Source organism: Oleiagrimonas sp. MCCC 1A03011, assembly GCF_003267965.1.
GTDB lineage: Bacteria > Pseudomonadota > Gammaproteobacteria > Xanthomonadales > Rhodanobacteraceae > Oleiagrimonas > Oleiagrimonas citrea.
On record NZ_MSPY01000002.1, the window covers coordinates 84,161 to 107,544 of the forward strand.

Below are 23,384 nucleotides of genomic sequence, written 5' to 3' on the forward strand. Positions count from 1 at the left end.
AGGACCAGGCCTGTGCGTCTTCACGGAACTGTAGCCATTGCGGTGTAGTTTGGAAGTCGCCAGGCCCCTGGAGGGGGCCAGGTGAAACGTGATTCATGATGAATCGCACAGGGGGCGTTTCTGATTCAGTAGTTCGTCTCGCGAGGGGTTCGCGGGGTGTTTTGGAATCTGGATACGCAATTGGGGAAGCAACAATGAAATCGTACAGCCAACGTCGCAACGGAATCCGCGTCCGGCAGCGCGGTCAGGGAATGACTGAGTACATCATCATCACCGCACTGATCGCCATCGCCGCCATCGGCGCGGTCACCTACTTCGGCCACACCGCGCGCGAGCAAGTCGGCGCCATGGCTCAGGAACTGTCCGGTAATTCGGGCAAGCCGCAGATGGACAACGCAGGCACGCAAGCCAGCAATGCGGCTGGAGAAGGCGATGCCGCCAAGAATCTCGCCAATTATCACAGCGAAGTGAACAAAGGCGCTGGTGGCGGCTGATCTTCGCGCAATTTTGCGCTGACCGCGGTTCGGCTGTCGGTCAGCGCAAAATGCGGATATCGCTCCCGGTTTTTACTCAAGACATCACACGCTGCGTCTGAACGTTCTCGACTTGCGGGTCGGGAGCGCGGGGTTCCGTCGATTCGAAACGGGCAGTGAGCGCGTTGGAGCGCGTTGACTGTTCGAACTCAGGAAGAAGCGAGAACGGGAACTGCGTGCGTCGGATGCAGCGCGATGCGGGGCATTGTTTTCGCGTTGCCCCGGGGAAGGGGGACATCATGCTTGCACGGATCAGAAATGGAGTTCCGGTGTTCACGGCACGTGCCGTGAACCGCCTGCGCGTGGTCGCGTGCGCATCGCACATGCGCGGCCAGGCGTTGGTGCTGGGCATGATCGCGTTGCTGGTTCTTTGTATCGGCGTGATCGTGCTGTTCAACACCGGGCAGGCGGTCAACAAGAAAGTGCAGCTGGTGAACGCCGCGGATGCGGCCGCCTACAGCGCGGCGGTGCAGCAGGCGCGCGCGTACAACCTCGTCGCCTACATGAACCGTGCGGAAGTCGCCAACGAAGTGGCCGTGGCGCAGTTCGTCAGCTGGTACTCATGGATGAATTTCGCGTTGCGCGGCACCGACAATTTCAAGGATGCGGTGCAGGCCATCGCGATCCTGTTCGACATCAGCATCGTCGGCGCCGAAGTCGGCACCATGTTGCAGGAAGTCGTCACCGTGCTCAACGAAGTGAAGACGGTCGTGCAGAAGACGCGCGATGTCCTGCAGAAGGCGTTATCGGTGGCCACAACCGCGATCGCGATCCTCAACGACGCGTATTCCAAGGCATCGCAGGTCATCACTGTCGGTGAAGCGCTGGAAGCGCAGAAGATCGTGCCCGACATCGTCGCCAAAAACACCGATGGCAAGGCCAAGCTGGACTGGCGGGGCCGCTCGATCCTGATGAAGGGCATCACGCAGGCCATCACGTACACGCGCCGCTACCACATCAGCACCCGCAGTGCGGATCGCGACGGTTCGGAACGCTTCGCCAACGTGGTGATGGAGGCCCGCGACGGTTTCTCCAAGCAGCGTAACGGCAGCTTCGGTCCGATCAAGAAGCGCGGCGGCACCGATCTGATCGACTACAAGAACTGGGTCGGCATCGACACGCTGAACGTGCGGTTCAAGTGGGGGTGCGGCTTCTGGGGCTGTCTCATCAACCTCAATGTGCCGCTGGCCTGGGGCGGCGGCGCCGCGGTCAAGAATCCGCCGCAGGAATCGTTCCGCAGTCTGGCCAGTCCCGGCTATCACAGTGGTAGTGGATGGGACGCGGGCTACGAGACCGACAAACGGCACTACGCCCCGTATTCGGGTGCGCTCAGGAACAATGCGGCCAGCAGTCTGGTGCTGCGCAGCCCTGCGATGGGCGGTTCGGACAAGGTCTGGATCAAGACGTACGGCACCGCGCCGGGGCTGCAGGATTACGACGACATCGATCCGAACAAGGCCACCGTGCCGTACCTCAACGGAAAGAGTGCCGCGGACAATGGTGTGGAAGCCAACGATGTCGGGCCGATCTTCACCGTGTTGGTCGAGCAGCCGATGAATACCGTGCACACCAGTGACAATCTGGACGGACTGGGCAGTACGGATGCGCCGGCAACTTCGGCCAGCAGCAATGCCCTGGCCAAGCCCAACTTCAAAGTACCGGACAAGACCCTCGCCGATCAGATGACGGCCGTGGGTTCCGCACAGGTCTACTTCAGCCGTCCGCGCAGTCTGTTCGCGAATCTGGTCAGTCCGGGCAGGCGCGAGCTCGGCAGCCTGTTCAGCCCGTACTGGCAGGCGCGGCTGGTGGACACGCCATGCAGTGTGCGTCATGGCATCGAGGTGCTGTATGCCGGCAGCGGCGTGACACCGGTGCCCTTGCCGTGCCTGTTGCATTGATCATGAATACCCCATCTGTTTCGAGGAACTACATGTACCGTCCGATCGCCCTTGCTGTCCTTTTGTCGAGTCTGGTCTCCATCAGCGCATGCAGCGCCGGGGACGCGCCTTCATCCAGTGATGCGGCCGTCAACGTGGCTAGCAAGACGCCGCCGATCCATCTACGCCAGACCGCGGTGACCCTGCGTGACGGCCAGCCCGTGGTGCAGCACCAGTATCAGCAGGCGAGCGCGGATTGCGGGCATGCCAGCGGGTTCACGCCGATTCCGGCGAAGGACGTGGGCAAGCTCGGGCGCACCTATTACGAGGCCTGGTACGAAGGCGACCGTCTGAGCGTGAAGGCCGATACTTGGGGTTTCACGCTTTCCGGTCAGCAGCCGTGTGTGTTCAAGGTTACGCACCTGTCCCAGCGCTGGTTCTATCAGCCCGGACTGAGCAGCGCGAAGCATCAGCTGGGCCAGGGTGCGGATGCGCACATTGTCTACCTGGGCGGCCCTGTGGTGCATCGCGCGAAGGCGGCGGTCACCCAGACCGACAAGGACGAGGAAGCCGAGGTGATGGCCGAACTGCATCAGCGCGGCTATGGCGGCACCAGCAAGCAGGAAGGGCAGCGCAAGGTGGACGGCCAACTCTGCACCGTGCACGTCGACACCACACGGCGCTACTGCGCGTTGTCGGCGGCCGAAGACTGGGGCTTCGACGGGGCGAACGATGTGGCGGGAGCCGGTGGCGCATATGGCGATTCGCCGTACACCGACGCCATCAACCTGTGGGAGAAGCCGGCTGACGGTGGCGATGGGTCCTATCTGACGACGCAGTCGATCACGGTGGGGAAGCCCTTTGACGAACGTGTATTCAGCGTGCCCGACACGGTGCGCTGAACGAAGTGGGCTGCGGCCCGAGGGGACATGTCGTGCAGGAAGCAAGGACATCGACAAGACACTGGAAGGGCGCTGCAAGCCGAGGATGCGCCCGGCATCGCCAACGCGGCCAGAGCCTGGCCGAGATGGCGATCATGCTCGTCGCGCTGGTGCCGCTGGCCGCCGGCATCGCGCTGATCGGCCAGTACGTCCACCTGCGTCAGCGTGCCCAGGCGGCCGCGCGTGAAGCCGCCTGGGCGGCCACGGCCGATCCGGCGCTGATCGACGAATCGCTGCCGCAGAAGGAGCACATGCAGACGGTGATCCTTGCGCGCCAGTTCGGTTCGGCCGACGCCGCCATCCAGAGCGACGTGCAGGCGCCGGAAACCCTGGGCGACCCGATGCTGACCACGTTTGCGGACAAGCCGCTGCTCAAGCCCGAAGGCGTGACGCTTTCGGTGTATTCGCAGGCGGCTTCGCCGAGCTACCTGGACAAGGGACTGAACATCATCGGCAAGGCGACCAAGCACCTGGGCAATCTGCCGCCCAACACGAAGGGCCTGGTCACGGCCGAGGTGCATGTCCAGCCTGAACAGATTGTTGGACGGGGCGGCACGCCGCTGTCGTTCCTGGGATCGCTGGCGACCGAGAAGCTGGACTTCTCGGCCAGGACCGTGGTGCTGGCCGACAGTTGGGACGCGGCGGGCGGCGGTGAGAGCCTCGACGGCGAGGGCGCGGGCTCGGGTAATCGGCGCACCGTGCGTAATGTCATCCGTCCGCTGGTGCCCACTGCGCTGGTCGGCGACAAGTTCGACAAGGCGACCAACACCATCGTCAACGTGCTCGGAAAGATTCCGATCGTGAACTGGATCTTCACGCCCGGTTTCGATCAATTCCATTTCGGCAAGACCGCCCCTGACGTGATGCCGCACGACAAACTGGTGGAGTACAAGGATGCCAAGTAAGAAGTGGTTCGCGCTCGCGCTCGCGTGGCCGTTGATCGTGGCGGCCGCTTCCTGGCCGAAGGTTCCGGTGCCGGAAGCGACCCAGTCGACGATGGTCGCGCGGCGCATGATCTTCAACGGCCTGGACATGCAGGCGCGGATGTTCCGCTCGCAGAAGAGCCAGGCCGAGATCATCGATTTCTACCGCAAGGCCTGGCACGGCAAGGCCGTGGTCAATCCGATGGGCGAGGCGAAAGTCATCGGGCATCGTGAGGGCGACTACTACATCACGATCAAGGTCAGCGACTACGCCGGCGGCAGCAAGGGCGAGATCGGCATCGTCGACGTGGGCGACGCGCCCAAGCATTTCGAACCCGGCAAGGGGCTGCCGCGGCCAATGGGTTCGAAGGTCTTCAACGACATTCGTTATCCGGACGACCCGGTGCCGGCGCGCACGGTGGCCATGACCAATACCCTGTCGCCGTTGCAGAACGCCGGCTACTTCCGCGAGCGCCTGGAGGGCGACGGCTGGAAGCCCGATGGCCGGCAGCGCTGCACGGACCCGGATGCCTGCGTGCAGCACTACTCGCGTGGGGACAGCCACCTGACGCTGGTCGCCGAGCGCGGTCGGTCCGGGTATTCGAAGGTGATCATCAATGTGCAGCGGCCGTGAGGGAGGGAGCGAAATGGTACGCATGCTGATCGTCAGGAAACGGTGTCCGTGGCGTCGGGACCGGCAGCGCGGCAGTGCGGTGGTCGAGTACGCCATCGTGGTCGGCATCCTGATTTTCGCGCTCCTCGTCGGCACGTCCGGCAATCCCGCGCCGGTCACCCAGCTCGTGGATGCGCTGCGCGATGCGTACACCAGCTTTGTCTACACACTTTCCATTTCCTGGTTCTAGGACGGACTTGCATTCGACATGCCGAAGATCAATCGCAATTTCATTTTTCTGGGGGTCGCTGTTCTGCTGGGCGTGATGGCCAGCGTCCTGGCGGTGCACTACGTGAACACGCAGGTGGCCAAGCGCACGCACACCACGCCGCAGCGCACCGTGAAAGTGGTGGTGCCGGTGCGCGATCTGGCCAAGGGCGACATGCTGAGCGCGAGCGGCGTCGCCGCTCGTGACGTGCCGGCCGAATTCGTGCCGGCCGACGCGATCACGCCGGCCGATTACCGCAACTATCTGGGGCAGGTGCTGCGCGCGCCGCTGCAGCACGGTGCGCCGATTCCGGCCAGTGCGGTGGAGCGGCTCAGCGATCACTTCTCCAACATCATCGCGCCGGGCAAGGTGGCCTACTCGATCCAGGTCAACAACACCAACTCGATCTCCGGCCTGATCACGCCCGGCGATCACATCGATCTGATGCTGCTGACGTCCGAGGACAAGAACGACCGCATTCGGCCGCTGCTGGGTGACGTGCTGGTGCTGGCGACGGGCCGCCGCGCCAAGGGCGTGCGCAGTGACGGCAGTGGCGATGACCACTATTCCAACCTCACGCTCGAATTGACGCCAACTGAGGCGCAGCGTGTGGGCATCGCGAAGAAAGTCGGCGCTCTGCGCGTGATGCTGCGTCCGCCCAACAGCAACGAGCCGTTCCATCTGAAACTGCTCAGCAAGGCCGATCTGTTGCGCATGCAGCGACGCGCGCGCGGCAGCGGCATCCAATTCATCATCGGGGGGAATGGTTGATTCATGGACGTTCGTAAAGGATTTACACACGCTCTCGCGATCGCCGCATTGACGCTGCTCGGGTACGCGCATGTTCCGCCGTCATCGGCGGCGGCCGAGGTGACCGCGACGCCTGTCATTGCCGACCAGGTGACCATGTACAGCGGTCAGGCGCTGGTGCGCATGGCACCGGGACCGCTGCGTCGTGTAGCGGTCGGCAACGGCAAGCTGCTGGAGGTGCGCACCATCGGTCGTCGGGAAATGGTGCTGATCGCCAACAAGACCGGCGACACGTCTCTGCAGCTGTGGATGCGCGACGGCTCGCAGCGCAGCGTCGCCGTGCATATCGGCGCCGGCAACGCCGGCCAGACGGCGGTGCTGGTACGCAAGCTGCTGGGCGCGGACTCGGCCATCGCCGTCAACGGTATTGCGGGAAAGGTCGTGCTGACCGGTAGCAATCTTTCGAAGGTCGACATGGCGCATGTCGCGGCGATCAAGAAGATGTATCCGCAGGTGCTCGACTTCACCACCGCCAACGCGGTGCAGATGAAGCCGATGGTGATGATGAAGGTGCGCATCATGGAGTTCCGCAAGAACGCCATGAACAAGATCGGCATCAAGTGGGATTCGGTCATCGATGGTCCGACTGGCGGATTGGTGCACGACTGGAACACCAATTCGCTGTATCGGACGCCGACCAAGTTCATGGGCAGCGACCTGCCGCTGAAGGTGTCCGGAACGGCCGCCTATTTCGGTATCGCGACGTCGATCGCCTCGAAGATCAATCTGATGATGCAGACCGGCAACGCCTGGGAGCTGGCCGAGCCGCAGTTGGCCGCGCGCAGCGGCGGCGTGGCCGATTTCCTGGTCGGCGGCGAAGTGCCGATCCCGGTTGAGCAGGGGCTGGGCACGACCTCGGTGCAGTACAAGAAGTACGGCATCAAGCTGCACATCGAGCCGGTGGTCAACAGCGCTGGCGACATCTCGACCGATCTGGAAACCGAGATCAGCCGCATCGATCCCAGCGTCACGGTCAACGGCTATCCGGGCTTCATCACTCGCCGCGCCACGGCGGAGGTCAACGTGCACACCGGGCAGACCATCGTCATCTCCGGACTCGTCGACGCCAATGCGGCCAAGTCGTTCGACAAGATGCCCGGGCTCGGTCAGATCCCGATTCTCGGCGCGCTGTTCCGCTCGCGGGACTTTCAGGCCAACCGCACCGACCTGGTCATCTTCGTGACGCCGTTCGTGGTCAATCCCGATTCGCCGGAGAACAAGAAGATGATCGGCAAGAGCAACCGTCTGCGCGACGACTTCCGCAAGACGATCGGTCGCGACATCGTCGAGTGAGGAGACGCACGTGTTCGAAGTCCTGATCGAAACCAAGAACCGCACGCCGCGTCAGGTGCGTTGCCTCAATGAAGTCTGTGGGGTGGGGCGCGGCGAGGACAATCTCGTCGTGCTGCAAGGCTGGAACATCGCGCGTGAGCACGCGGTGTTCGAGTTCCGCAACGGCGGCGTGTTCATCCAGGTCTGCGGCGGACGCGCGGCCGTGGCGGTCAACGGTTCGCGCGTGGACGGCGAGTACGGCCCGCTGCACCGCGAGGACGTGGTCAGCATCGGCGCCTACGAGCTGCGCGTGTTGCTGGACCGTGCCGTGGAGACCGAGACGGTCGAGGCGCCGAAGAAGGCGGCCAATCATGCCCGCGCCGATGAAGCCGTCGCGGAAACGGACGCGCGCCCGGCCGGCGAGGCGCCCGAGCACAAGCACGCGAAGCCGGCGGCGGTCGAGGAGAAGCCCGGCCTGCCCGCGGTGCGTGTGGACAAGGACATGCTCGAGTGGCGCACCCAGGTGCACAAGTCGCTGGTGCGGCAGATGGACCTGCGCCGGGTCGATGTGCGCGGCATGAGCGACAGCGATCTGCGCGAGAAGACCTCCGCGCTGATCCGGGACATCATCGAGGGTGAGTTCGCCGACCGCCTGCCGAAGACCATCAATCGCCGTCGCCTGGCCAAGGAAGTGCTGGACGAGGCCATTGGCCTGGGGCCGCTGGAGGATCTGCTGGACGACGACAGCGTGACCGAGATCATGGTCAATCGCGAAGACGAGATCTTCATCGAGCGCGAGGGCCGCATCGAGACCTCGCCGGTCACCTTCACCAGCGCCAAGGCGGTGCTCGCCGCCATCGAGCGCATCGTCGCGCCGCTGGGTCGCCGCATCGACGAGAGTTCGCCGATGGTCGACGCGCGTCTGGCCGACGGCTCGCGCGTGAATGCGGTCATCAGCCCGGTCGCCCTGCGCGGTCCCAGCCTGACCATCCGAAAGTTCAGCAAGCGCAAGCTGACCGGCGACGATCTGCTCCAGTTCGGTTCGATCAGCGAGGACATGCTCGAGTTCGTGCACATGGCCGTGCGCGAGCGCCGCAACATCATCGTCACCGGCGGCACCGGCTCGGGCAAGACCACGTTGCTGAACATTCTGTCCAACGCGATTCCGGACAACGAACGCATCGTCACCATCGAGGACGCCGCCGAGCTGAAGCTCAGCCAGCCCAATCTTGTGTCGCTGGAGGCGCGGCCGGCGAATCTGGAGGGCAAGGGCGAGATCGCCATCCGCGATCTGGTGCGCAATGCGCTGCGCATGCGTCCGGATCGCATCGTCGTCGGCGAGTGCCGCGGCGGCGAGGCGCTGGACATGCTGCAGGCGATGAACACCGGCCATGAGGGCTCGCTGACCACGGCCCATGCCAACTCACCGCGCGACGCGCTGTCGCGTCTGGAGGTGATGGTGCTGATGTCGAGCATGGACCTGCCGGTGTCGGTGGTGCGCGAGCAGATTGCCTCGGCAGCGGACCTGATCGTGCATCAGCGCCGCTTCCCCTGCGGTTCGCGCAAGGTCACCTGCATCTGCGAGATCACCGGCATCGAGAGCGGCACCATCCAGACCCAGGACCTGTTCCGTTTCGAGGCGCGCGACCAGGGCGGCCCCAACGGCCGCGTGCGCGGGCATTTTCACGCTACCGGCGCGGTGCCGGAGTTCTACGAGGAGCTGGCCAACCGCGGCGTACCGGTCGACCTGTCGATCTTCAAGCCGGATGGGGAGGACGATCGATGAATCCCGCCATGCTGCCGATCGTGGTGACGGTGTTCCTGTGCGTGGCGCTGATCGGCTACCTCGCGCTGCGCAGTTCGACGGTATTCTGGGGTCGCTACCAGGAGACCTTCACCGAGCAGGCGCGCTTCAATCTCGCCGACCTGTTCCTGTTCATGGACACGCGGCATCTGTTCCGGCTCAACGCCGTGGCGCTGGCCGCCGTGCCGCTGCTGCTGTGGTGGATCACCGACAATCCGCTGGTGGCCGGTATCGCCCTGGTGGTGCTGTTCGTGCTGCCGAAGAAGGTCTATCGCTGGCTGCGTCAGCGCCGCATCGACAAAGTGCAGCAGCAGTTGCCCGACGCGTTGATGATGATGGCCGGCAGCATGCGCGCCGGACTCGGTCTGACGGCATCGCTGGAAAGCATCGCCCACGACGTCGATCCGCCGCTGTCGCAGGAATTCGCGCTGATCCTGCGTCAGCAGCGCATGGGCGTGAAGCTGGACGAGTCGCTGCAGCACTTCCACGATCGCGTGCCGGTCCAGGACGTGGGCCTGTTCGTGTCGGCCGTGAACATCTCGCGCGACGTCGGCGGCAATCTCGCCGACATCATGGCCTCGCTGGCGGACACGCTGCGCCGGCGTCTCATCATGGAGAACAAGGTGCGTTCGCTGACTGCGCAGGGGCGTCTGCAGGGCATCGTCATGGCCATGATGCCGGTCACCCTGGTCGCGTTCCTGACCTTCGCCTATCCCGACACCATGCGCGCCATGTATCACACGCCGCTGGGCTGGCTCGTGTTCGCGATCGCCGCGGTCATGGAGTACCTCGGCTATCGCATGTGCCGCAAAATCATGAGTATCGACATTTGAACCCGATCATTCTCATTCTGGCGTTGACGGCGGCCGGGTGCATCGGTCTGGCGTTCTGGGCGTTGTACGGCTTTATCCGCGAGGTGCCCGAGGCCGACCGCGACTATCAGGATCCACTGCCCTACGGGCTGCGCATGATCTGGCCGCTGGTCAACGTGGCGACCCATCTGCTGGGGCCGCGCCTGACGCCCGACAAGCTGGAAAAGGCGCACCGCGAACTGCAGACCGCGGGACAGGATTTCGTGCTCAGTCCGGAACAGTTGTACGGCCTGCGCCTGGTGGGGGCGGGGCTGGCGGCGGCGTTCTTCTGGGTGCTGCTGCTCATGCTCGACAAGGACAAGGTGGGTCTCTACGTCACCGCCACGGTGCTCGGGCTGGTCATCGGCTGGCTGTACCCGTCGCTGTGGCTGAGCGAGCGGCGCAAGCGCCGACGCCGGCGCGTGATCAAGGATCTGCCGACGTTCCTCGACTTCATCACCATGTCGGTGGAAGCCGGGCTGAATATCAACGGCGGCATCGAGCAGGCCACGCGCAAGGGGCCGAACGGTCCGCTGTCGCAGGAGATGATGCGCTTTCTGCGCGATGTGCGTTCGGGCCTGCCGCGTTCGGAAGCGCTCACACGCATGGCCGAGCGCATGGACATGTCGCAGATCTCCAGCCTGACCAGCGCCCTGATCCAGGCCGACCGGGTCGGCGCCAGTCTCGGTGCGACCCTGCGCGCGCAGGCGGCGCAGCGGCGCGAGGAGCGTTTCCTGTATGCGGAGAAGCTGGCGCTGGAAGCGCCGGTCAAGATGATGATGCCGCTGGTGATGTTCTTTTTCCCGCTGATCTTCCTGGTGCTGGGTTACTTCATCTTCCTGCGCATGAAACAGGAGGGTGTCCTGTGAATCTCGGAACGATCCGACGCGATGGCAGCGTGCTGGTGCCACAGGCCTGGCGCGCCGATCGACCATGGAGCCGCATGCGCGGCCTGCTGGGTCGACCGGCGCTGCTCGACCGGGCACGCCAGGCACTGTGGCTGACGCCGTGCGGCAGCGTGCACACGGTCGGCATGCGCTATCCGCTGGACATCGTCTTTCTCGACCGCGACGGGCGCGTGCTGGCCATGCACGAGCATCTGCGCCCGGGCCGTTTCCGCGGTTGCCGTGGCGCGCGTCACACCGTGGAACTGGCTCCCGGCGGGATCGCGGCGCTGCAACCGCAAACAGGAGAGGCCTGGCAATGGCATATGCAATGAATCGACTGCGTGCATGCGGCGGGGCACTCGCCGCAGTCTTGATGCTGACAGCCTGCGCTTCGGCGCCGCATCGCGCGCTGCAGCAGGAGGTCGCCCTGCAGCAGCGCGCGGCCGGGGCCTACGCGAAAGGCGACTTGGCCGTTGCGCTCAAGGCGTATCGGCAGCTGGCCGACGACATGCCCGACGACACCGCTTCGTGGTTTCGTCTGGGCAATGTCTACGCGCGACTGAACCAGCCCGATGCGGCGATGAAAGCCTACCGGCACGTACTGCAGCGCGATCCGGAGCACGCCAAGGCCTGGCACAACCTGGGCGTGATCTACCTGCATCAGGCCGCTGCGGCGTTCGTGCAGAGCGCGCGGACGGCGGATCGCGATGCGGAGTTGCGCGACCAGAGCATGCACATGGCCACCAAGCTGGAAGACATCGCGGGCGCCGATGCCGGTCACGCGCCCGCGCAGGGGACGCCAACGGCTGCGCAGGCGCCGAACGCGATGGGGAGGCCAGTCAAGGGAGAGGGGCCATGAAGGCTGCAACGGTTCAACGTCGTCAGCGCGGACAGAGCCTGGTCGAGGCCGTCGTGGTGATCCCGGTCTTCGGGGCCGTGATCCTCGGCATCCTGCAGGCGGTGCTGTTCTATCGCGCCAAGTCTGTGGTCGACTACGCCGCGCTGCAGGCCGCGCGTAGCGGCGCCACGCATTTCGCGCAGATGTCCGCGATGAAGGACGGGCTCACGCGCGGCTTGCTGCCGTTGTACACGCACGAGCCGAGCAACACTGCGGCGGAGAAGGCATACGCCAAGGCGTGGCTGGATGTCACGACGGGCGCGAGCAAAATCCAGATCGTCAATCCGACCCAGCAGATGTTCGACGCCTGGAAGGAACCGCAGTACGACGGCGTCGAGGCGATCCCGAACGACAGCCTCGCCTTCCGCGGCAACGCCCCGAAGGCCGGCGTGACGGTGCAGGACGCCAACCTGCTGAAGATCAAGGTCCGCTACAACTATCCGCTGATGGTACCGGTGATCGATCGCCTGATCGGCCATCTGGACGCGGTGCGGTCCGCCGCCACCTGCCTGGAGCCGGGCGGCTGCCACAGCGTCTACAGCCTGCCGATCGTGGCCCAGGCCATTGTGCGCATGCAGACGCCGATCCGCGATCGCGATCTGTTACCGGAGGGCAATCCGGGCGGAAGCGGCGATACGGGGTCGGGCGGCGGTTCGGATACCGGCGGCGGTACCGGCGGTGGTGACACGGGCGGCGGGACCGGGACTGGTGGTGGCGATACGGGTGGTGGTGACACCGGTGGCGGTGATGGCGGGGGAGACGGCGGTCCGCCGCCGACCTGCCCGGGAGGTGCGTGATGATGCATGCAGAAAACCGATTCATGCGCGGTGTCGTGGCGATGCTGCTGCTGTTCGCGGTGCATCCATTGCTCGCCGCCGGCCGGCCGGCCGTGCAGGCGCGAGTGCTGATGTCGGTGCTGCCCGCATCGGCCTGGCAGAAGGTGTCGCGGGCAGAGGGTGTTCGCACCGGTGGCACCGCTTCCGACCCGGTCGAGATCCAGGTCATCGTGGACGTCAATTGTCCGTACTGCGCCCGTCTCTACCGCATGTTCCGGCGCGGTCACCCGGGTGTCGCAGTGCGTTGGGTGCCGATCGACTATCTGCTGAAGGACAGCGGGCGCGTTGCCGCCGCGATCCTGCAGTCGCCGGACCCTGTGGCGAGTCTGGACACGAACTTTTTGCATTACCACAACGACTACAAGGATTCGCACGGCGGCTATCTGCCGCCGGCGGGCAAACATTTCGCGTTGCCCCGTGCCAACGTCGAGCTTGCGCAGGACTGGGCGCGGTGGGGCGGCAGCACGCCGATGATTCTGTTCCGCGACGACAGGGGCCGCATCCTGCGTGCCAGCGGCGCGCGTCGGGACGTGGTCGATCAGGTGCTGATGCACGTGCGCAGTTCGCTGCCGGCCTACGGGGAGTGAGGCATTGAGGCATCAAGGGAGGAGGAAGATGAGGTCAGCCGTGAAACAGGGAGTCGCGAACACGCCGGGACAGCGCTTCTCGTCGGGACTGGCATGCGGTGTCGGTGTGCTGCTGGTCAAGCTGATGCTGGCGACGCTGCTGGGCGTGTTGAGCGTGCCCGCGCCAGCGCACGCGCAGAGCAGCTCGCCGCAGACGCTCTCGGCCTGTCCGGACCCCGGCATGTGCTTCCGCGACAAACAGGCCAAGGCGGATTGGGCCGCGCAGCACACCTGCACGTTCTGCGCCGTGACCACGAATGAGTTGAGCAACGTCTATCCGGGCGCCTCGCAGACCGAACTGCAGCAACTGGTCGACGAGATGAACGGCAACCTGATGCTGTACGGCCTGAACACGCCCAAACGCCTGACACAGTTCTTCGCCCAGGCGAGAGAGGAGACCGGCAGTACCCTGCGAACATCGGAGAGTCTGGTGTACTCCGCGCGCGCACTGAAACTGACCTTTTCCTACTTCAAGAACCATCCCGAGGAAGCGTGCCAGTACGGATACGTGAAGAGCAGTGCCGACATCAAGGCGTGCAGCAGCTACCCCAAGTACGACTCCAAGCACTCCGCCGATCAGGCGGCGATTGCCAACCGGGCCTACGCCAACCGCCTGGGCAACGGCGACGTGAGCAGCGGCGATGGCTGGAGCTACCGCGGACGTGGATTGTTCCAGGTCACCGGAAAGTCGAACTACAAGGATGCCGAGGGCTGGTACAACAAGACCTTCAGCCCCCAGCCGCCGATCGATTTCGTGAAGAATCCCGACCTGCTCGCGCAGCCCAAGTTCGCTCTGCGCACGTCCGTGGCATTCTGGAAACAGAACAACCTCGACACCACAGCGGACCAGACCGATCCGGCCAAGCCGTGCACGACGACGAATGCCATCACCCGGGTCGTGAACCGCTACACCAAGAGCTACAGCCAGCGTTGCCAGCATTTCAAGGACATCTGGAACGCAGGTACTTTCCAGCAGGTCGATTGCTCGTTGCCGCAGTCCGGTGGCGGGCCGTTCCAGGGACAGCTGCCCGGTTCGCTGTTCCCATGAGCCGATCTGTCGACCCCATTTTCCAGCGATCCCCGTCATGTGTTCAGAGACCGTATCCATGAAACGAAATATGCGCCGCGCCTCCATTCTCCGCCGTTTTCGATGGGGCTTGTCGTTCGTGCTGCTGGCGATCGCGTGCAGTGGCTGTGCGCAGGCACAGCCGGTGTCCGACAAGCTCTGTAGCCTCGACCGTCATGCCGTGACCGAGCTCGGGCGCGTGCGTGCGTGGAGTCCGGCGATCGAATTCCAGCGCGCGCAGGTGCAGGGCATGCCGAACGTGTTCGCTGCATCCACCGTGCAGCATGTGGACTTCCCGCAGCCCGGCTCGGGGCTGCAGTTTTTCTACGTGCGACCGCAGGACGACAGCGGTGACGGGCCGACCCTGGTCGGGTGCCTGCACTACACCGACGCGCAGGGCCAGGCGCGTACCCGCCGCCAGGACTTCGACAGCGAGGGCGGCGAGCCGCCCGTGATTGCGGTCCTGTTCAGCGCGAAGCTGGATAAGGGGCTGGGGCCGACCCTGTTCCTGGTTCTGAAGTGGCATTCGGAACTGTCCGCCATTGGTACCGAAGGCGCGATCTATCAGACGCAGGCTTTCGGCCTGCCGGATGCCGGCACGGCGTCGGGCTGGAAGGAGTATGCCGATCTGGAACAGAAGATCGACAACCTGGGCGGCTTCGACGGCACTCGCGAGGGCAAGTCGGTTACCTATCCGTACCAGGACAAGTCGAGCGTGCTGAAGCGACTGCATGCGCTGGGTTACCTGCACTGAACGTGGCTGTGGTTTCGGAGCGGGAATCCATGTGGATGCCGATCTTCGATGCGGTGGGGCGTCGACGCAGGAGTGCTTTGCGGCAGCTCGCGGGTTTTGTCGGGGCCTGCATGCTGGCGCTGTGGGCGTGCGGTGGTGCCCTGGCGTCGAGCCAGGCGAGCACGGCACAGGAGCGCGTGCCGGACGCGCGCGTGCTTCGGGCATGGATTGGTGGTACGAATCTGGGCGCGATCGCGCCGGATGCCGAGAATGCGGATGTGGCGATCGCCGATCGTGTCCTCGATGGATTCGAAGCCGGGACGTCTGGACTCGCAACGCACGACGGGCGCTTCGTGACCTGGGGCTTCAAGTTCGGCGAGGGCAATCAGCAGTCTGTCGCAGTCTACGATTCGGACGGGCGGATGATGCTGGCGGTGATTGTCAGCAATGTGGTGCGGCTGGATGATGGGGTGACACCCGCGATCCGCTCGATGAAGGTTTATCGCGAACGTATCCGCAGAGCGGGCGCTCGTCCGCATGTACTCGTTTTCGCACCGAATCGCGCGAAACTGGAGGCGGCCTTTCCGCTGTTCGCGCGCTGGCTGCAGGCCGACCTTCTCGGCTTCAACGCCGACTGCACGCGGACGCGGGAGGTCTGCGCGCTGGCTGCGCGCGTTCGCATACCGGTGCGTGCATTCATCGCCTGGGGCGGTGATGCCTTGCCGCGGAGAACGACGGTTCCGAGCATTCCGGCGGCTCCGATTCCCCTCGCGGATTTCGTGCAGTAGGGGGGCGTGCTGCGATGTCTGGATGGGTCGGAGCGCGAATGGGTCTGTGCATCGGCATCCTGCTGGTGGCGTTCGCGGCGAAGGGTTCGACGCCAGCGGCGCATGCTGTCGGCGCACCGTGCTCCGGAGCCCGGCTTCTGGCGAGGTATCTCGGCGACTACCGCGTGATCGCCGTGCACAAGTACGGCGGCGGCTTGACCCGACGGAAGCAAGCCATGCAGCACCTGGGGCAGCAGATGATTTCGCTGTCCCGCGCGCATGCTGCGGTACGCGGGAACGCCACGATTGCGCGGCCGATCTACCGTGTTGCTTGCCGAGCCGCACGAGCGGAGGGCGACGTCCCTCCAGCGCATTCGCGGCAGAGCGACTTCTACGGCTTCGCAGGCGCGCGCGAACAGACCGTGACGCTGCAGGTGCGGAGTCCCGCCGATCGCGACCCGACGCCGTATTACAACTTCGAATTCGTCGATGTGGGCGGCGCGCGAAGGCTCGTCTACCTGAGCGACGGATGGCTCTACGTGCTTCGGCGCATCCGCTGATGCATCGCAATTGCCGAGGGGCGTCATGAACAGAGAGATATTCAGGGTGGTCTGCGCGATGATGTTGTCGTGCATCGGGGCGTCCGCGGCGCAGGCCACCGACCTGCGGGTCGATGCGGTGCTGACCGGCACGGGCATTCCCTCGGGGATGGAGTCGTCGCGAAAGGGTGGAACGCTGGTCGAGACCGTCTACGTATCCGGCGACAGCAACCGGGTGCGTGTGGATTTCAGACTGTCGTCGCGCCTGCGCGGCCGGATCTACCGCGATGGCGATCATTCGGTCCTGCGTCTGCCTTCCGGGCGGACGCTGCCGGCGAACTGGCTGCATCTGGGCGCGCGGGTCCGTTTTCCCCTGCACGCGCCGTGTTTCCACCTCGGCTTCGTCTGCCACAAGCAGGGCGAACGCGAAATTGCCGGGCGTCGGGTACTGGGCTGGCGCTACCGCGAAGCCGGCCGACAAGGGCCACAGGGCACCGATCAGGGTACGTTCTGGCTGGATGCCAAGACCGGCGTCGTGCTCGCCTTCGAGGGTCGCGATGTGGCCGGTCTGACCTATGTCATGCACGCCGTGGCGGTGCGGGACAGCACGCTTCCCGCGCAGTGGTTCGAGCTGCCCAAGCCAGCTGGTCGCAACGCGTCCGGAGCCGACGGGGCGTCGCGGCAGCCCTAGTGCGACATCGCTCCAGGCGACGGGACGGGCGTGCGGCGCGCATCGTTTCGGACTGGTTGACCAAGTAAAGGACCCTTGACATGCGCCGAGCGGATGGCGCATCCTCTGTGTCAAGCATACTTTACATGTCGTCCGACGCACGTGCCCGGGTCTGTTCGCCCGGCGCTGGATGCCGGAGTCGGCAACCGGCGGAGCGGAACATGGGCGATCGATCCATCAGCAAGCGAAGATTCCTGCGCTGGGCGGGCCTTGCGGCCCTGGCGCTGGGGCTGACGATGATATGGCTGGGCATGCTGTTCCCCGCGGCGGCGCTGGTGCGGCTGGGTATTCTGGGTTTGGTGCTGGGCGGCTTGTGGCTGCTGTTCTCGCTGTTCACCCGCGACGAGCCGCTACGCGCGCCGCAGCGGCGCTACGCACGCGAATTCTTCCCGGCCATCGTGGCCTATGTGGTGATCCTGTTCTCGGTGTGGCCGCTGCTGCAGCATGTGCATGCGAATGGCCTGCGGGTTCTGATCGCGCTGCTGCCGGTATTGCCGGTGGCCTTCGTGGTGCGCGCCATGGTGCGGCTGGTGCTGGCCAGCGATGAACTCGAACGTCGTATCCAGCTGGAAGCCATTTCCATCGCCAGTCTCAGCGTCGGTCTGGTGAGTCTGGCACTCGGCTTCATGGCCGCCGCCGGCGTGGTGCTGCTGAAGAACGCGCTGGTGCTGGTGCTGCCGGCCATGTTCGCGGTGTACGGCGTGGCGGTGTGGTGGATCCGTCGCCGCTACGACGGTGGCGAACCATGAACAATCACCTGCGCGCATTGCGCGCCGAACACGGCTGGTCGCAGGCCGATCTGGCCGAGCGCCTCGATGTCTCGCGGCAGACGGTCAACGCCATCGAGACCGGCAAGTACGACCCGAGCCTGCCGTTGGCCTTCCGCATCGCGCGGGTATTCGGGTCGTCGATCGAATCCATTTTTGATCCGGGGGATCAAGCGTGAAGATGAAACCAGGAGTACGCATCGCGATCGCCGTGGGCATCGCGGTGGCGATTTTCGGCGGCAGGCAGGTGTTCAAGCACGACGCGTCGGCGCCCGCCGGTGCGGCGTCGACACAGGCGCCGGCCAAGCCCGTGCACGTCGAGGTCAAGCCGCAGGTGTGGAAGCGCGGCCGGCTGACCTTCAAGCCCTGCGAACTGACGCGGCCGGGTTCCGGCCGGCGCGCGGCGGCCTGGTGCTCGCCGTTCCGGGTGCCGGAGAACCGTGCCGACCCGCACAGCCGCAAGATCGGCCTGAAGCTCGCCATCGTGCGCAGCGCGGCGACTGTGCCTGATCCGGACATGGTGGTGTTCCTCGCCGGCGGTCCGGGCCAGGCGGCCACGCGTGAATACGTGATGGCGGCCAAGGGCTTCGAGGAACTGCACAAGCACCACGACATCCTGCTGCTGGACCAGCGCGGCACCGGCGATTCCAACCCGTTGACCTGCGCGCAGACCGAGAAGGACGCCGACCCGAACATCGACTACAGCCAGGACCCGGACGCGCGTGCCGCGTACCTGAAAAAGTGCCTGGCCGAAGTCGAGAAGAAGGCCGATCCGCGCTACTACACCACGACCGATGCGGTGGCCGACCTGGAAGCGGTACGGCAGGCGCTGGGCGCGCCGAAGTTCGACCTGCTGGGCGTGTCCTACGGCACGCGCATGGCGCAGCAATACGCCATGCGCCACCCCGACGCGGTGCGCAGCATGGTGCTGGACTCGGCGGTGCCGAACACGGTCGCACTGGGTCAGTTGATCGCCCAGCATCTGCAGGACGCGCTGCGCAAGGACTTCGCGCTGTGCACTGCGAATGCGGCGTGCAAGAAGCGTTACGGCGACCCGTACCGGACGCTGCAGAAACTGGTGGCCGACGTGCGCGCCCATCCGCACATGGTCACGGTACGCGATCCGCGCACGTACAAGCCCAGCCAGCGCATGTTCAATCAGAAGTCGCTGGCGACCGTGGTGCGCCTGTTCGCCTATTCGCCGGAAACCATCGCGCTGCTGCCGCTCAGCATCGATGCGGCGGCGCACGGCGATCCGGGTCCGCTGATGGGACAGGAGCGGCTGGTCAGTGGCGATCTCGGCAGCGACATCAATTCCGGCATGGGTTTGAGCGTGACCTGTGCGGAGGACGCCGACCTGATCCACCCGCGTCCGCAGGACAAGGACACGTTGCTGGGCGATGGGTTCGTACGCGAACTCAAGGCCAACTGCGCGATCTGGCCGCACGGCACGCGCCCGGCCGATTTCCATCAGCCGCTGCGCGGAAAGATCCCGACACTGGTGTTGTCGGGACAACTGGATCCGGTGACGCCGCCCGCATGGGGCAAGCAGATCGTGGCCGACCTCGACAACGCTCGGCAGCTGGTGCTCAAGGGGCAGGGCCACTCGGAATTCATGCGCGGTTGCATGCCCAAGGTGATCCGACGCTTCATCGACCAGCCCGATCCGAAAACGCTGGACGCGAAGTGTCTGGATCGTCTCGGCCCCACGCCCCCCTACGTCAATTTCAACGGAGCCACGCCATGATCGAGGTCAAGGATCTCCACAAGACCTTCGGTGAGGTCAAGGCCGTCGATGGCGTCAGCTTCAGCGCGCGCGACGGCGAGATCACCGGCCTGCTCGGCCCCAACGGCGCCGGCAAGACCACCACGCTGCGCATGCTCTACACGCTGATGTCGCCCGACCGCGGCCAGGTGCTGGTCGACGGCGTCGACCCGGCCGTCGACCCGGTGGCGGTGCGCAAGCGGTTGGGCGTGTTGCCCGATGCGCACGGTCTGTACAAGCGACTGACGGCGCGCGAGAACATCGACTACTTCGGCCGTCTGCAGGGCATGGACGAAGCCGCGATCGCGCAGCAGCGCGAGGCGCTGATCGAGGCGCTGGGCATGGGCGATTTCGCCGCCCGTCGCACCGAGGGCTTCTCGCAGGGACAACGGGTCAAGACTGCCATTGCCCGCGCGCTGGTGCACGGCCCGGACCACGTGATCCTGGACGAGCCGACCAACGGCCTCGACGTGATGGCCACCCGCGCCATGCGCGCCTTCATGCGCAAGCTGCGCGACGAAGGCAAGTGCGTGCTGTTCTCCAGCCACATCATGCAGGAGGTGGCGGCGCTGTGCGATCGCATCGTGGTGATCGCGCACGGCCGTGTCGCCGCTGACGCGTCGCCGGACCAACTGCGCGAACAGACCGGCGAATCCAATCTCGAGGACGCCTTCGTGAAGATCATCGGTACCGAGGAGGGCCTGGCCGCATGAACGCCACCCTGACCGTATTCCTGAAAGAGGTCCGCGAGAACCTGCGCGACCGCCGCACCATCACCAGCGCGCTCGTCATGGGCCCGCTGCTGGGACCGTTCCTGTTCGTGATGCTGATGAACGTCATCATCCAGAAACAACTGGACAAGGCCGAGACGCCGCTCAAGGTGCCGGTGATCGGCGCTCAGCGCGCGCCCAATCTGGTCCACGCGCTGGAGCAGTACGGCCTGGTGGTCGAGCCGGCCATCGAGCACCCCGAGGCCGCGGTGAAGCAGCAGTTGGCCGATGTTGTGCTGCGTATTCCGGCCAGCTATACGAAGGCCTGGAACAAGGGCGATCCGGCGCAGGTCGAGGTGATCTACGACGCCTCGCGCCGTGACGCGAACACTCCGGTCAAGCGGGTAAGAACCATGCTGGAACGGTATTCGCGCACCCAGGGTGCGATCCGCCTGCTGGCGCGCGGTCTGTCGCCCGCGGTGGCGACGCCGGTGGTGGTGGCTACGCGCGACCAGTCCACGCCGCAGTCGCGCGCCGGGCAGCTGTTCGCCTTCATGCCGTACTTCTTCGTGGTCGGCGTGTTCATCGGCGGCATGTACCTGGCCATCGATCTGACCGCAGGCGAACGCGAGCGCAAGTCGCTGGAGCCGCTGTTCGTCAATCCGGTGGCGCGCTGGCGCATCCTGCTGGGCAAGCTCGGTGCGACCGCCGCGTTCGCCACCGCCAGTCTGGTACTGAGTCTGGTCGCGTTCCATCTGGCCGGCTACATTCTGCCGACCGACAAGCTGGGCATGGCCATCGATCTGGGGCCGGCCTTCGCCGGCACGGTGTTGCTGTTGATGCTGCCGTTGGCGGGACTGTTCGCTTCGCTGCAGACGCTGGTGTCGGCCTTCGCCAAGAGCTATCGCGAGGCGCAGACCTATCTGTCGATCCTGATGCTGCTGCCGATGCTGCCGTCGATGATCCTCAGCTTCATGCCGGTGAAGTCGGCCGACTGGATGTACGCCGTGCCGCTGCTGGGTCAGCAGCTGGGCATCACCGAGCTGCTGCGCGGTGGTTCGGTCACGGGTGTGCAGGTCGGGCTGGTGCTGGTCAGCGGCTTCCTGACCGCGCTGGTGGCGGTGCTGGCCACGGTGCGGGTCTACGCCTCCGAGCGCCTGGCGATCTCGGCTTGAGCGAGTCCGTGCCCCGTCGCGTTACGGCGCGGCGGGGCACGGCTGTATCGACCGCGGCATCCCGATAGACTGGACTCTCCATGTTCGGGGGAGAGTTCCATGCGTACGTCCATTCCTGCACTTGGCCTGCTGCTCGCTTCGGCGGTGCTGCTGACGGCCTGTCACGACAAGCCCGCGGCGACGCCGGACCAGGCGGCCGCGAAGCCGGCGGCCAGCACGGTCGCGCCGGCCGCGGCCTCCAGCAGCGCCCGTTACGCCAGTCGTCATCTCGGCGACTACGCCACGGTGAAGCTGACCGCGGATCTTTCGCACCTCGATGCGAAGCAGAAGAAGATGGTCGGTCTGCTGATCCAGGCGGCCGATCAAATGAATCCGATCTACTGGAAGCAGTCCGTGGCCAACGCCGACGCCCTGCGCGCGCGCATCCACGACGACGCCACGCGCGAGCTGTTCGACATCAACTACGGCCCGTGGGACCGGCTCAACGCCGATCATCCCTTCGTCGCCGGCGTCGGTCCGCGCCCGCCCGGCGCGCAGTTCTATCCGGCCGACATGACCAAGGCGGAATTCGACAAGTCGCCGCTCAAGGACAAGACCAGCCTGTACACGCTGCTGCGCCCGGTGCTGCACCGCGAGGACACCGGCGAGCTGGTCACGGTGCCTTACCACGTGGCCTACAAGCCGCAGCTGGACAAGGCGGCGGATCTGCTGCGTCAGGCCTCGACGCTGGCGGAGGACCCCGGCTTTGCCAAGTATCTGAAGATGCGTGCCGACGCGCTGCAGACCGACGACTACCAGCCCAGCGACTTCGCCTGGATGGACATGAAGAACAATCCGGTCGACATCGTCATCGGCCCGATCGAGACCTACGAAGACCAGCTGTTCGGCTACAAGGCCGCCTACGAGTCCTACGTGCTCATCAAGGACCAGGCCTGGAGCGAGCGGCTCAAGCGCTTCGCCAAGTACCTGCCGCAGCTGCAGCGCGACTTGCCGGTGCCGGCGAAGTACAAGGCTGAGAAGCCCGGCTCCGACGCCGATCTCAACGCCTACTTCGCGGTGTACTACGCCGGCGACGCCAATGTCGGCGCCAAGACCATCGCCATCAACCTGCCCAACGACGAACAGGTGCAGCTGAAGAAGGGCACGCGCCGTCTGCAGCTGGAGAACGTCATGCAGGCGAAGTTCGACAAGATCATGAAGCCGATCGCGGCGACGCTGATCGCCAAGGATCAGCTCGACCACGTCACCTTCGACGCGTTCTTCCAGAACACCATGTTCCACGAAGTGGCGCACGGCCTGGGCATCAAGAACACGCTCGACGGCAAGGGCACGGTGCGCAAGGCGCTGAAGGAATACGCCTCCAGCTTCGAGGAAGGCAAGGCCGACATCCTCGGCCTGTACATGGTGCGCAAGCTCGGCGAAATGGGCGAGCTGGACAAGACCAAGTTGATGGACAACTACGTCACCTTCCTCGCCGGCATGCTGCGCTCGGTCCGCTTCGGCGCCACCGACGCCCACGCCCAGGCCAACATGCTGCGCTTCAACTACTTCCTCAAGCACGGCGCGATCACCCGCGATGAAGCCACCGGCCGCTACCGTGTGCACTTCGACAAGATGACCCAGGCCATGACCGCGCTGACCACGCGCATCCTGACCCTGCAGGGCGACGGCGACTACGCCGATGCGAAGAAGATGGGCGACGCGATGGGTGTCGTCGGCCCGCAGCTGGCGTCCGATCTCAAACGGTTGGATCAGGCCGACATTCCGGTCGACATCCGCTTTGAGCAAGGGGCGAAGGTGTTGGGACTGGATGATGGTGTGGTGAGCGCATCATCGTCCGTGCGTTAGACATCTTGATGCCGATGCTTCGCCGATCAGGCTTTTGCTGCTGATCGGCGGAGCGCAGTCCGAAGACCGCTTTCGTAGTGGATCCGAGGTCGAGAGGCCTGTATGACGAGTAGCGTCATGCAGGGGTTCCCTCCGTTACACCTGC

The 23,384-nt window shown here is 65.2% G+C and carries 26 protein-coding genes; all 26 read left to right on the plus strand.

Features of this window, described 5'->3' with window-relative positions:
- Positions 1-251 precede the first annotated feature (251 nt).
- Positions 252-494 (plus strand): pilus assembly protein, encoded by a 243-nt coding sequence (locus tag BTJ49_RS03975; RefSeq protein WP_240601724.1) that lies wholly within the window; start codon positions 252-254, stop codon positions 492-494.
- Positions 495-802: 308 nt separating this feature from the next.
- On the plus strand, positions 803-2,431 hold the full coding sequence (locus tag BTJ49_RS03980; RefSeq protein ID WP_168184661.1) for a pilus assembly protein TadG-related protein: 1,629 nt from the start codon (positions 803-805) through the stop codon (positions 2,429-2,431).
- Between the two features lie 32 nt (positions 2,432-2,463).
- Entirely contained in the window at positions 2,464-3,312 is an 849-nt protein-coding gene (locus BTJ49_RS15710; RefSeq protein ID WP_168184662.1) for a hypothetical protein, read from the plus strand.
- A 116-nt stretch (positions 3,313-3,428) separates the two neighbouring features.
- Entirely contained in the window at positions 3,429-4,256 is an 828-nt protein-coding gene (locus BTJ49_RS03990; protein ID WP_255420372.1) for a TadE/TadG family type IV pilus assembly protein, read from the plus strand.
- Positions 4,246-4,908: a hypothetical protein gene (locus BTJ49_RS03995; protein ID WP_113064100.1), complete on the plus strand. Its 663-nt coding sequence runs from the start codon at positions 4,246-4,248 to the stop codon at positions 4,906-4,908. Before BTJ49_RS03990 ends, BTJ49_RS03995 begins: the two co-directional genes overlap by 11 nt.
- A gap of 22 nt (positions 4,909-4,930) precedes the next feature.
- Entirely contained in the window at positions 4,931-5,137 is a 207-nt protein-coding gene (locus BTJ49_RS04000; protein ID WP_240601725.1) for a hypothetical protein, read from the plus strand.
- A gap of 18 nt (positions 5,138-5,155) precedes the next feature.
- A complete protein-coding gene (gene cpaB / locus BTJ49_RS04005; RefSeq protein WP_113064102.1) occupies positions 5,156-5,926 on the plus strand; it encodes a Flp pilus assembly protein CpaB in 771 nt (256 codons plus the stop codon).
- A 3-nt stretch (positions 5,927-5,929) separates the two neighbouring features.
- Positions 5,930-7,258: a pilus assembly protein N-terminal domain-containing protein gene (locus BTJ49_RS04010; protein ID WP_113064103.1), complete on the plus strand. Its 1,329-nt coding sequence runs from the start codon at positions 5,930-5,932 to the stop codon at positions 7,256-7,258.
- Between the two features lie 10 nt (positions 7,259-7,268).
- Positions 7,269-9,023: an ATPase, T2SS/T4P/T4SS family gene (locus tag BTJ49_RS04015; protein ID WP_113064104.1), complete on the plus strand. Its 1,755-nt coding sequence runs from the start codon at positions 7,269-7,271 to the stop codon at positions 9,021-9,023.
- Entirely contained in the window at positions 9,020-9,874 is an 855-nt protein-coding gene (locus BTJ49_RS04020; protein ID WP_113064105.1) for a type II secretion system F family protein, read from the plus strand. Before BTJ49_RS04015 ends, BTJ49_RS04020 begins: the two co-directional genes overlap by 4 nt.
- Positions 9,871-10,761: a type II secretion system F family protein gene (locus BTJ49_RS04025; RefSeq protein ID WP_113064106.1), complete on the plus strand. Its 891-nt coding sequence runs from the start codon at positions 9,871-9,873 to the stop codon at positions 10,759-10,761. Before BTJ49_RS04020 ends, BTJ49_RS04025 begins: the two co-directional genes overlap by 4 nt.
- On the plus strand, positions 10,758-11,111 hold the full coding sequence (locus BTJ49_RS04030; RefSeq protein WP_113064107.1) for a DUF192 domain-containing protein: 354 nt from the start codon (positions 10,758-10,760) through the stop codon (positions 11,109-11,111). Before BTJ49_RS04025 ends, BTJ49_RS04030 begins: the two co-directional genes overlap by 4 nt.
- A 41-nt stretch (positions 11,112-11,152) precedes the next feature.
- Entirely contained in the window at positions 11,153-11,638 is a 486-nt protein-coding gene (locus BTJ49_RS04035; protein ID WP_168184663.1) for a tetratricopeptide repeat protein, read from the plus strand.
- Positions 11,635-12,474 (plus strand): TadE family protein, encoded by an 840-nt coding sequence (locus tag BTJ49_RS04040; RefSeq protein ID WP_113064109.1) that lies wholly within the window; start codon positions 11,635-11,637, stop codon positions 12,472-12,474. The genes BTJ49_RS04035 and BTJ49_RS04040 overlap by 4 nt, the downstream gene beginning before the upstream one ends.
- Positions 12,474-13,100 (plus strand): thioredoxin fold domain-containing protein, encoded by a 627-nt coding sequence (locus tag BTJ49_RS04045; protein WP_113064110.1) that lies wholly within the window; start codon positions 12,474-12,476, stop codon positions 13,098-13,100. The genes BTJ49_RS04040 and BTJ49_RS04045 overlap by 1 nt, the downstream gene beginning before the upstream one ends.
- Before the next feature lie 40 nt (positions 13,101-13,140).
- Positions 13,141-14,187 carry a hypothetical protein gene (locus tag BTJ49_RS04050; protein WP_113064111.1) on the plus strand — a complete coding sequence of 349 codons (1,047 nt, stop codon included), beginning with the start codon at positions 13,141-13,143 and terminating at the stop codon, positions 14,185-14,187.
- A gap of 58 nt (positions 14,188-14,245) precedes the next feature.
- The gene (locus BTJ49_RS04055) at positions 14,246-14,959 is read left to right on the plus strand and encodes a hypothetical protein (protein WP_146742260.1); all 714 of its coding nucleotides are present in this window, start codon (positions 14,246-14,248) and stop codon (positions 14,957-14,959) included.
- A gap of 29 nt (positions 14,960-14,988) precedes the next feature.
- Complete coding sequence (locus tag BTJ49_RS04060; protein ID WP_146742261.1) at positions 14,989-15,726, plus strand: hypothetical protein; 738 nt, start codon at positions 14,989-14,991, stop codon at positions 15,724-15,726.
- A gap of 38 nt (positions 15,727-15,764) precedes the next feature.
- Positions 15,765-16,265 carry a hypothetical protein gene (locus BTJ49_RS04065; protein WP_113064114.1) on the plus strand — a complete coding sequence of 167 codons (501 nt, stop codon included), beginning with the start codon at positions 15,765-15,767 and terminating at the stop codon, positions 16,263-16,265.
- 25 nt (positions 16,266-16,290) lie between these two features.
- Positions 16,291-16,935: a hypothetical protein gene (locus BTJ49_RS04070; RefSeq protein WP_146742262.1), complete on the plus strand. Its 645-nt coding sequence runs from the start codon at positions 16,291-16,293 to the stop codon at positions 16,933-16,935.
- Between the two features lie 200 nt (positions 16,936-17,135).
- Positions 17,136-17,723 carry a hypothetical protein gene (locus BTJ49_RS04075; protein WP_113064116.1) on the plus strand — a complete coding sequence of 196 codons (588 nt, stop codon included), beginning with the start codon at positions 17,136-17,138 and terminating at the stop codon, positions 17,721-17,723.
- Positions 17,720-17,920, plus strand: coding sequence for a helix-turn-helix transcriptional regulator (locus BTJ49_RS04080; protein WP_193568406.1), 201 nt, complete (start codon positions 17,720-17,722; stop codon positions 17,918-17,920). Before BTJ49_RS04075 ends, BTJ49_RS04080 begins: the two co-directional genes overlap by 4 nt.
- A gap of 2 nt (positions 17,921-17,922) precedes the next feature.
- Positions 17,923-19,488 (plus strand): alpha/beta fold hydrolase, encoded by a 1,566-nt coding sequence (locus BTJ49_RS04085; RefSeq protein ID WP_113064117.1) that lies wholly within the window; start codon positions 17,923-17,925, stop codon positions 19,486-19,488.
- On the plus strand, positions 19,485-20,219 hold the full coding sequence (locus tag BTJ49_RS04090; protein ID WP_113064118.1) for an ATP-binding cassette domain-containing protein: 735 nt from the start codon (positions 19,485-19,487) through the stop codon (positions 20,217-20,219). The genes BTJ49_RS04085 and BTJ49_RS04090 overlap by 4 nt, the downstream gene beginning before the upstream one ends.
- A complete protein-coding gene (locus BTJ49_RS04095; protein ID WP_113064119.1) occupies positions 20,216-21,391 on the plus strand; it encodes an ABC transporter permease in 1,176 nt (391 codons plus the stop codon). Before BTJ49_RS04090 ends, BTJ49_RS04095 begins: the two co-directional genes overlap by 4 nt.
- Positions 21,392-21,490: 99 nt before the next feature.
- Positions 21,491-23,239: a Zn-dependent hydrolase gene (locus BTJ49_RS04100; protein WP_113064120.1), complete on the plus strand. Its 1,749-nt coding sequence runs from the start codon at positions 21,491-21,493 to the stop codon at positions 23,237-23,239.
- Positions 23,240-23,384 lie beyond the last annotated feature (145 nt).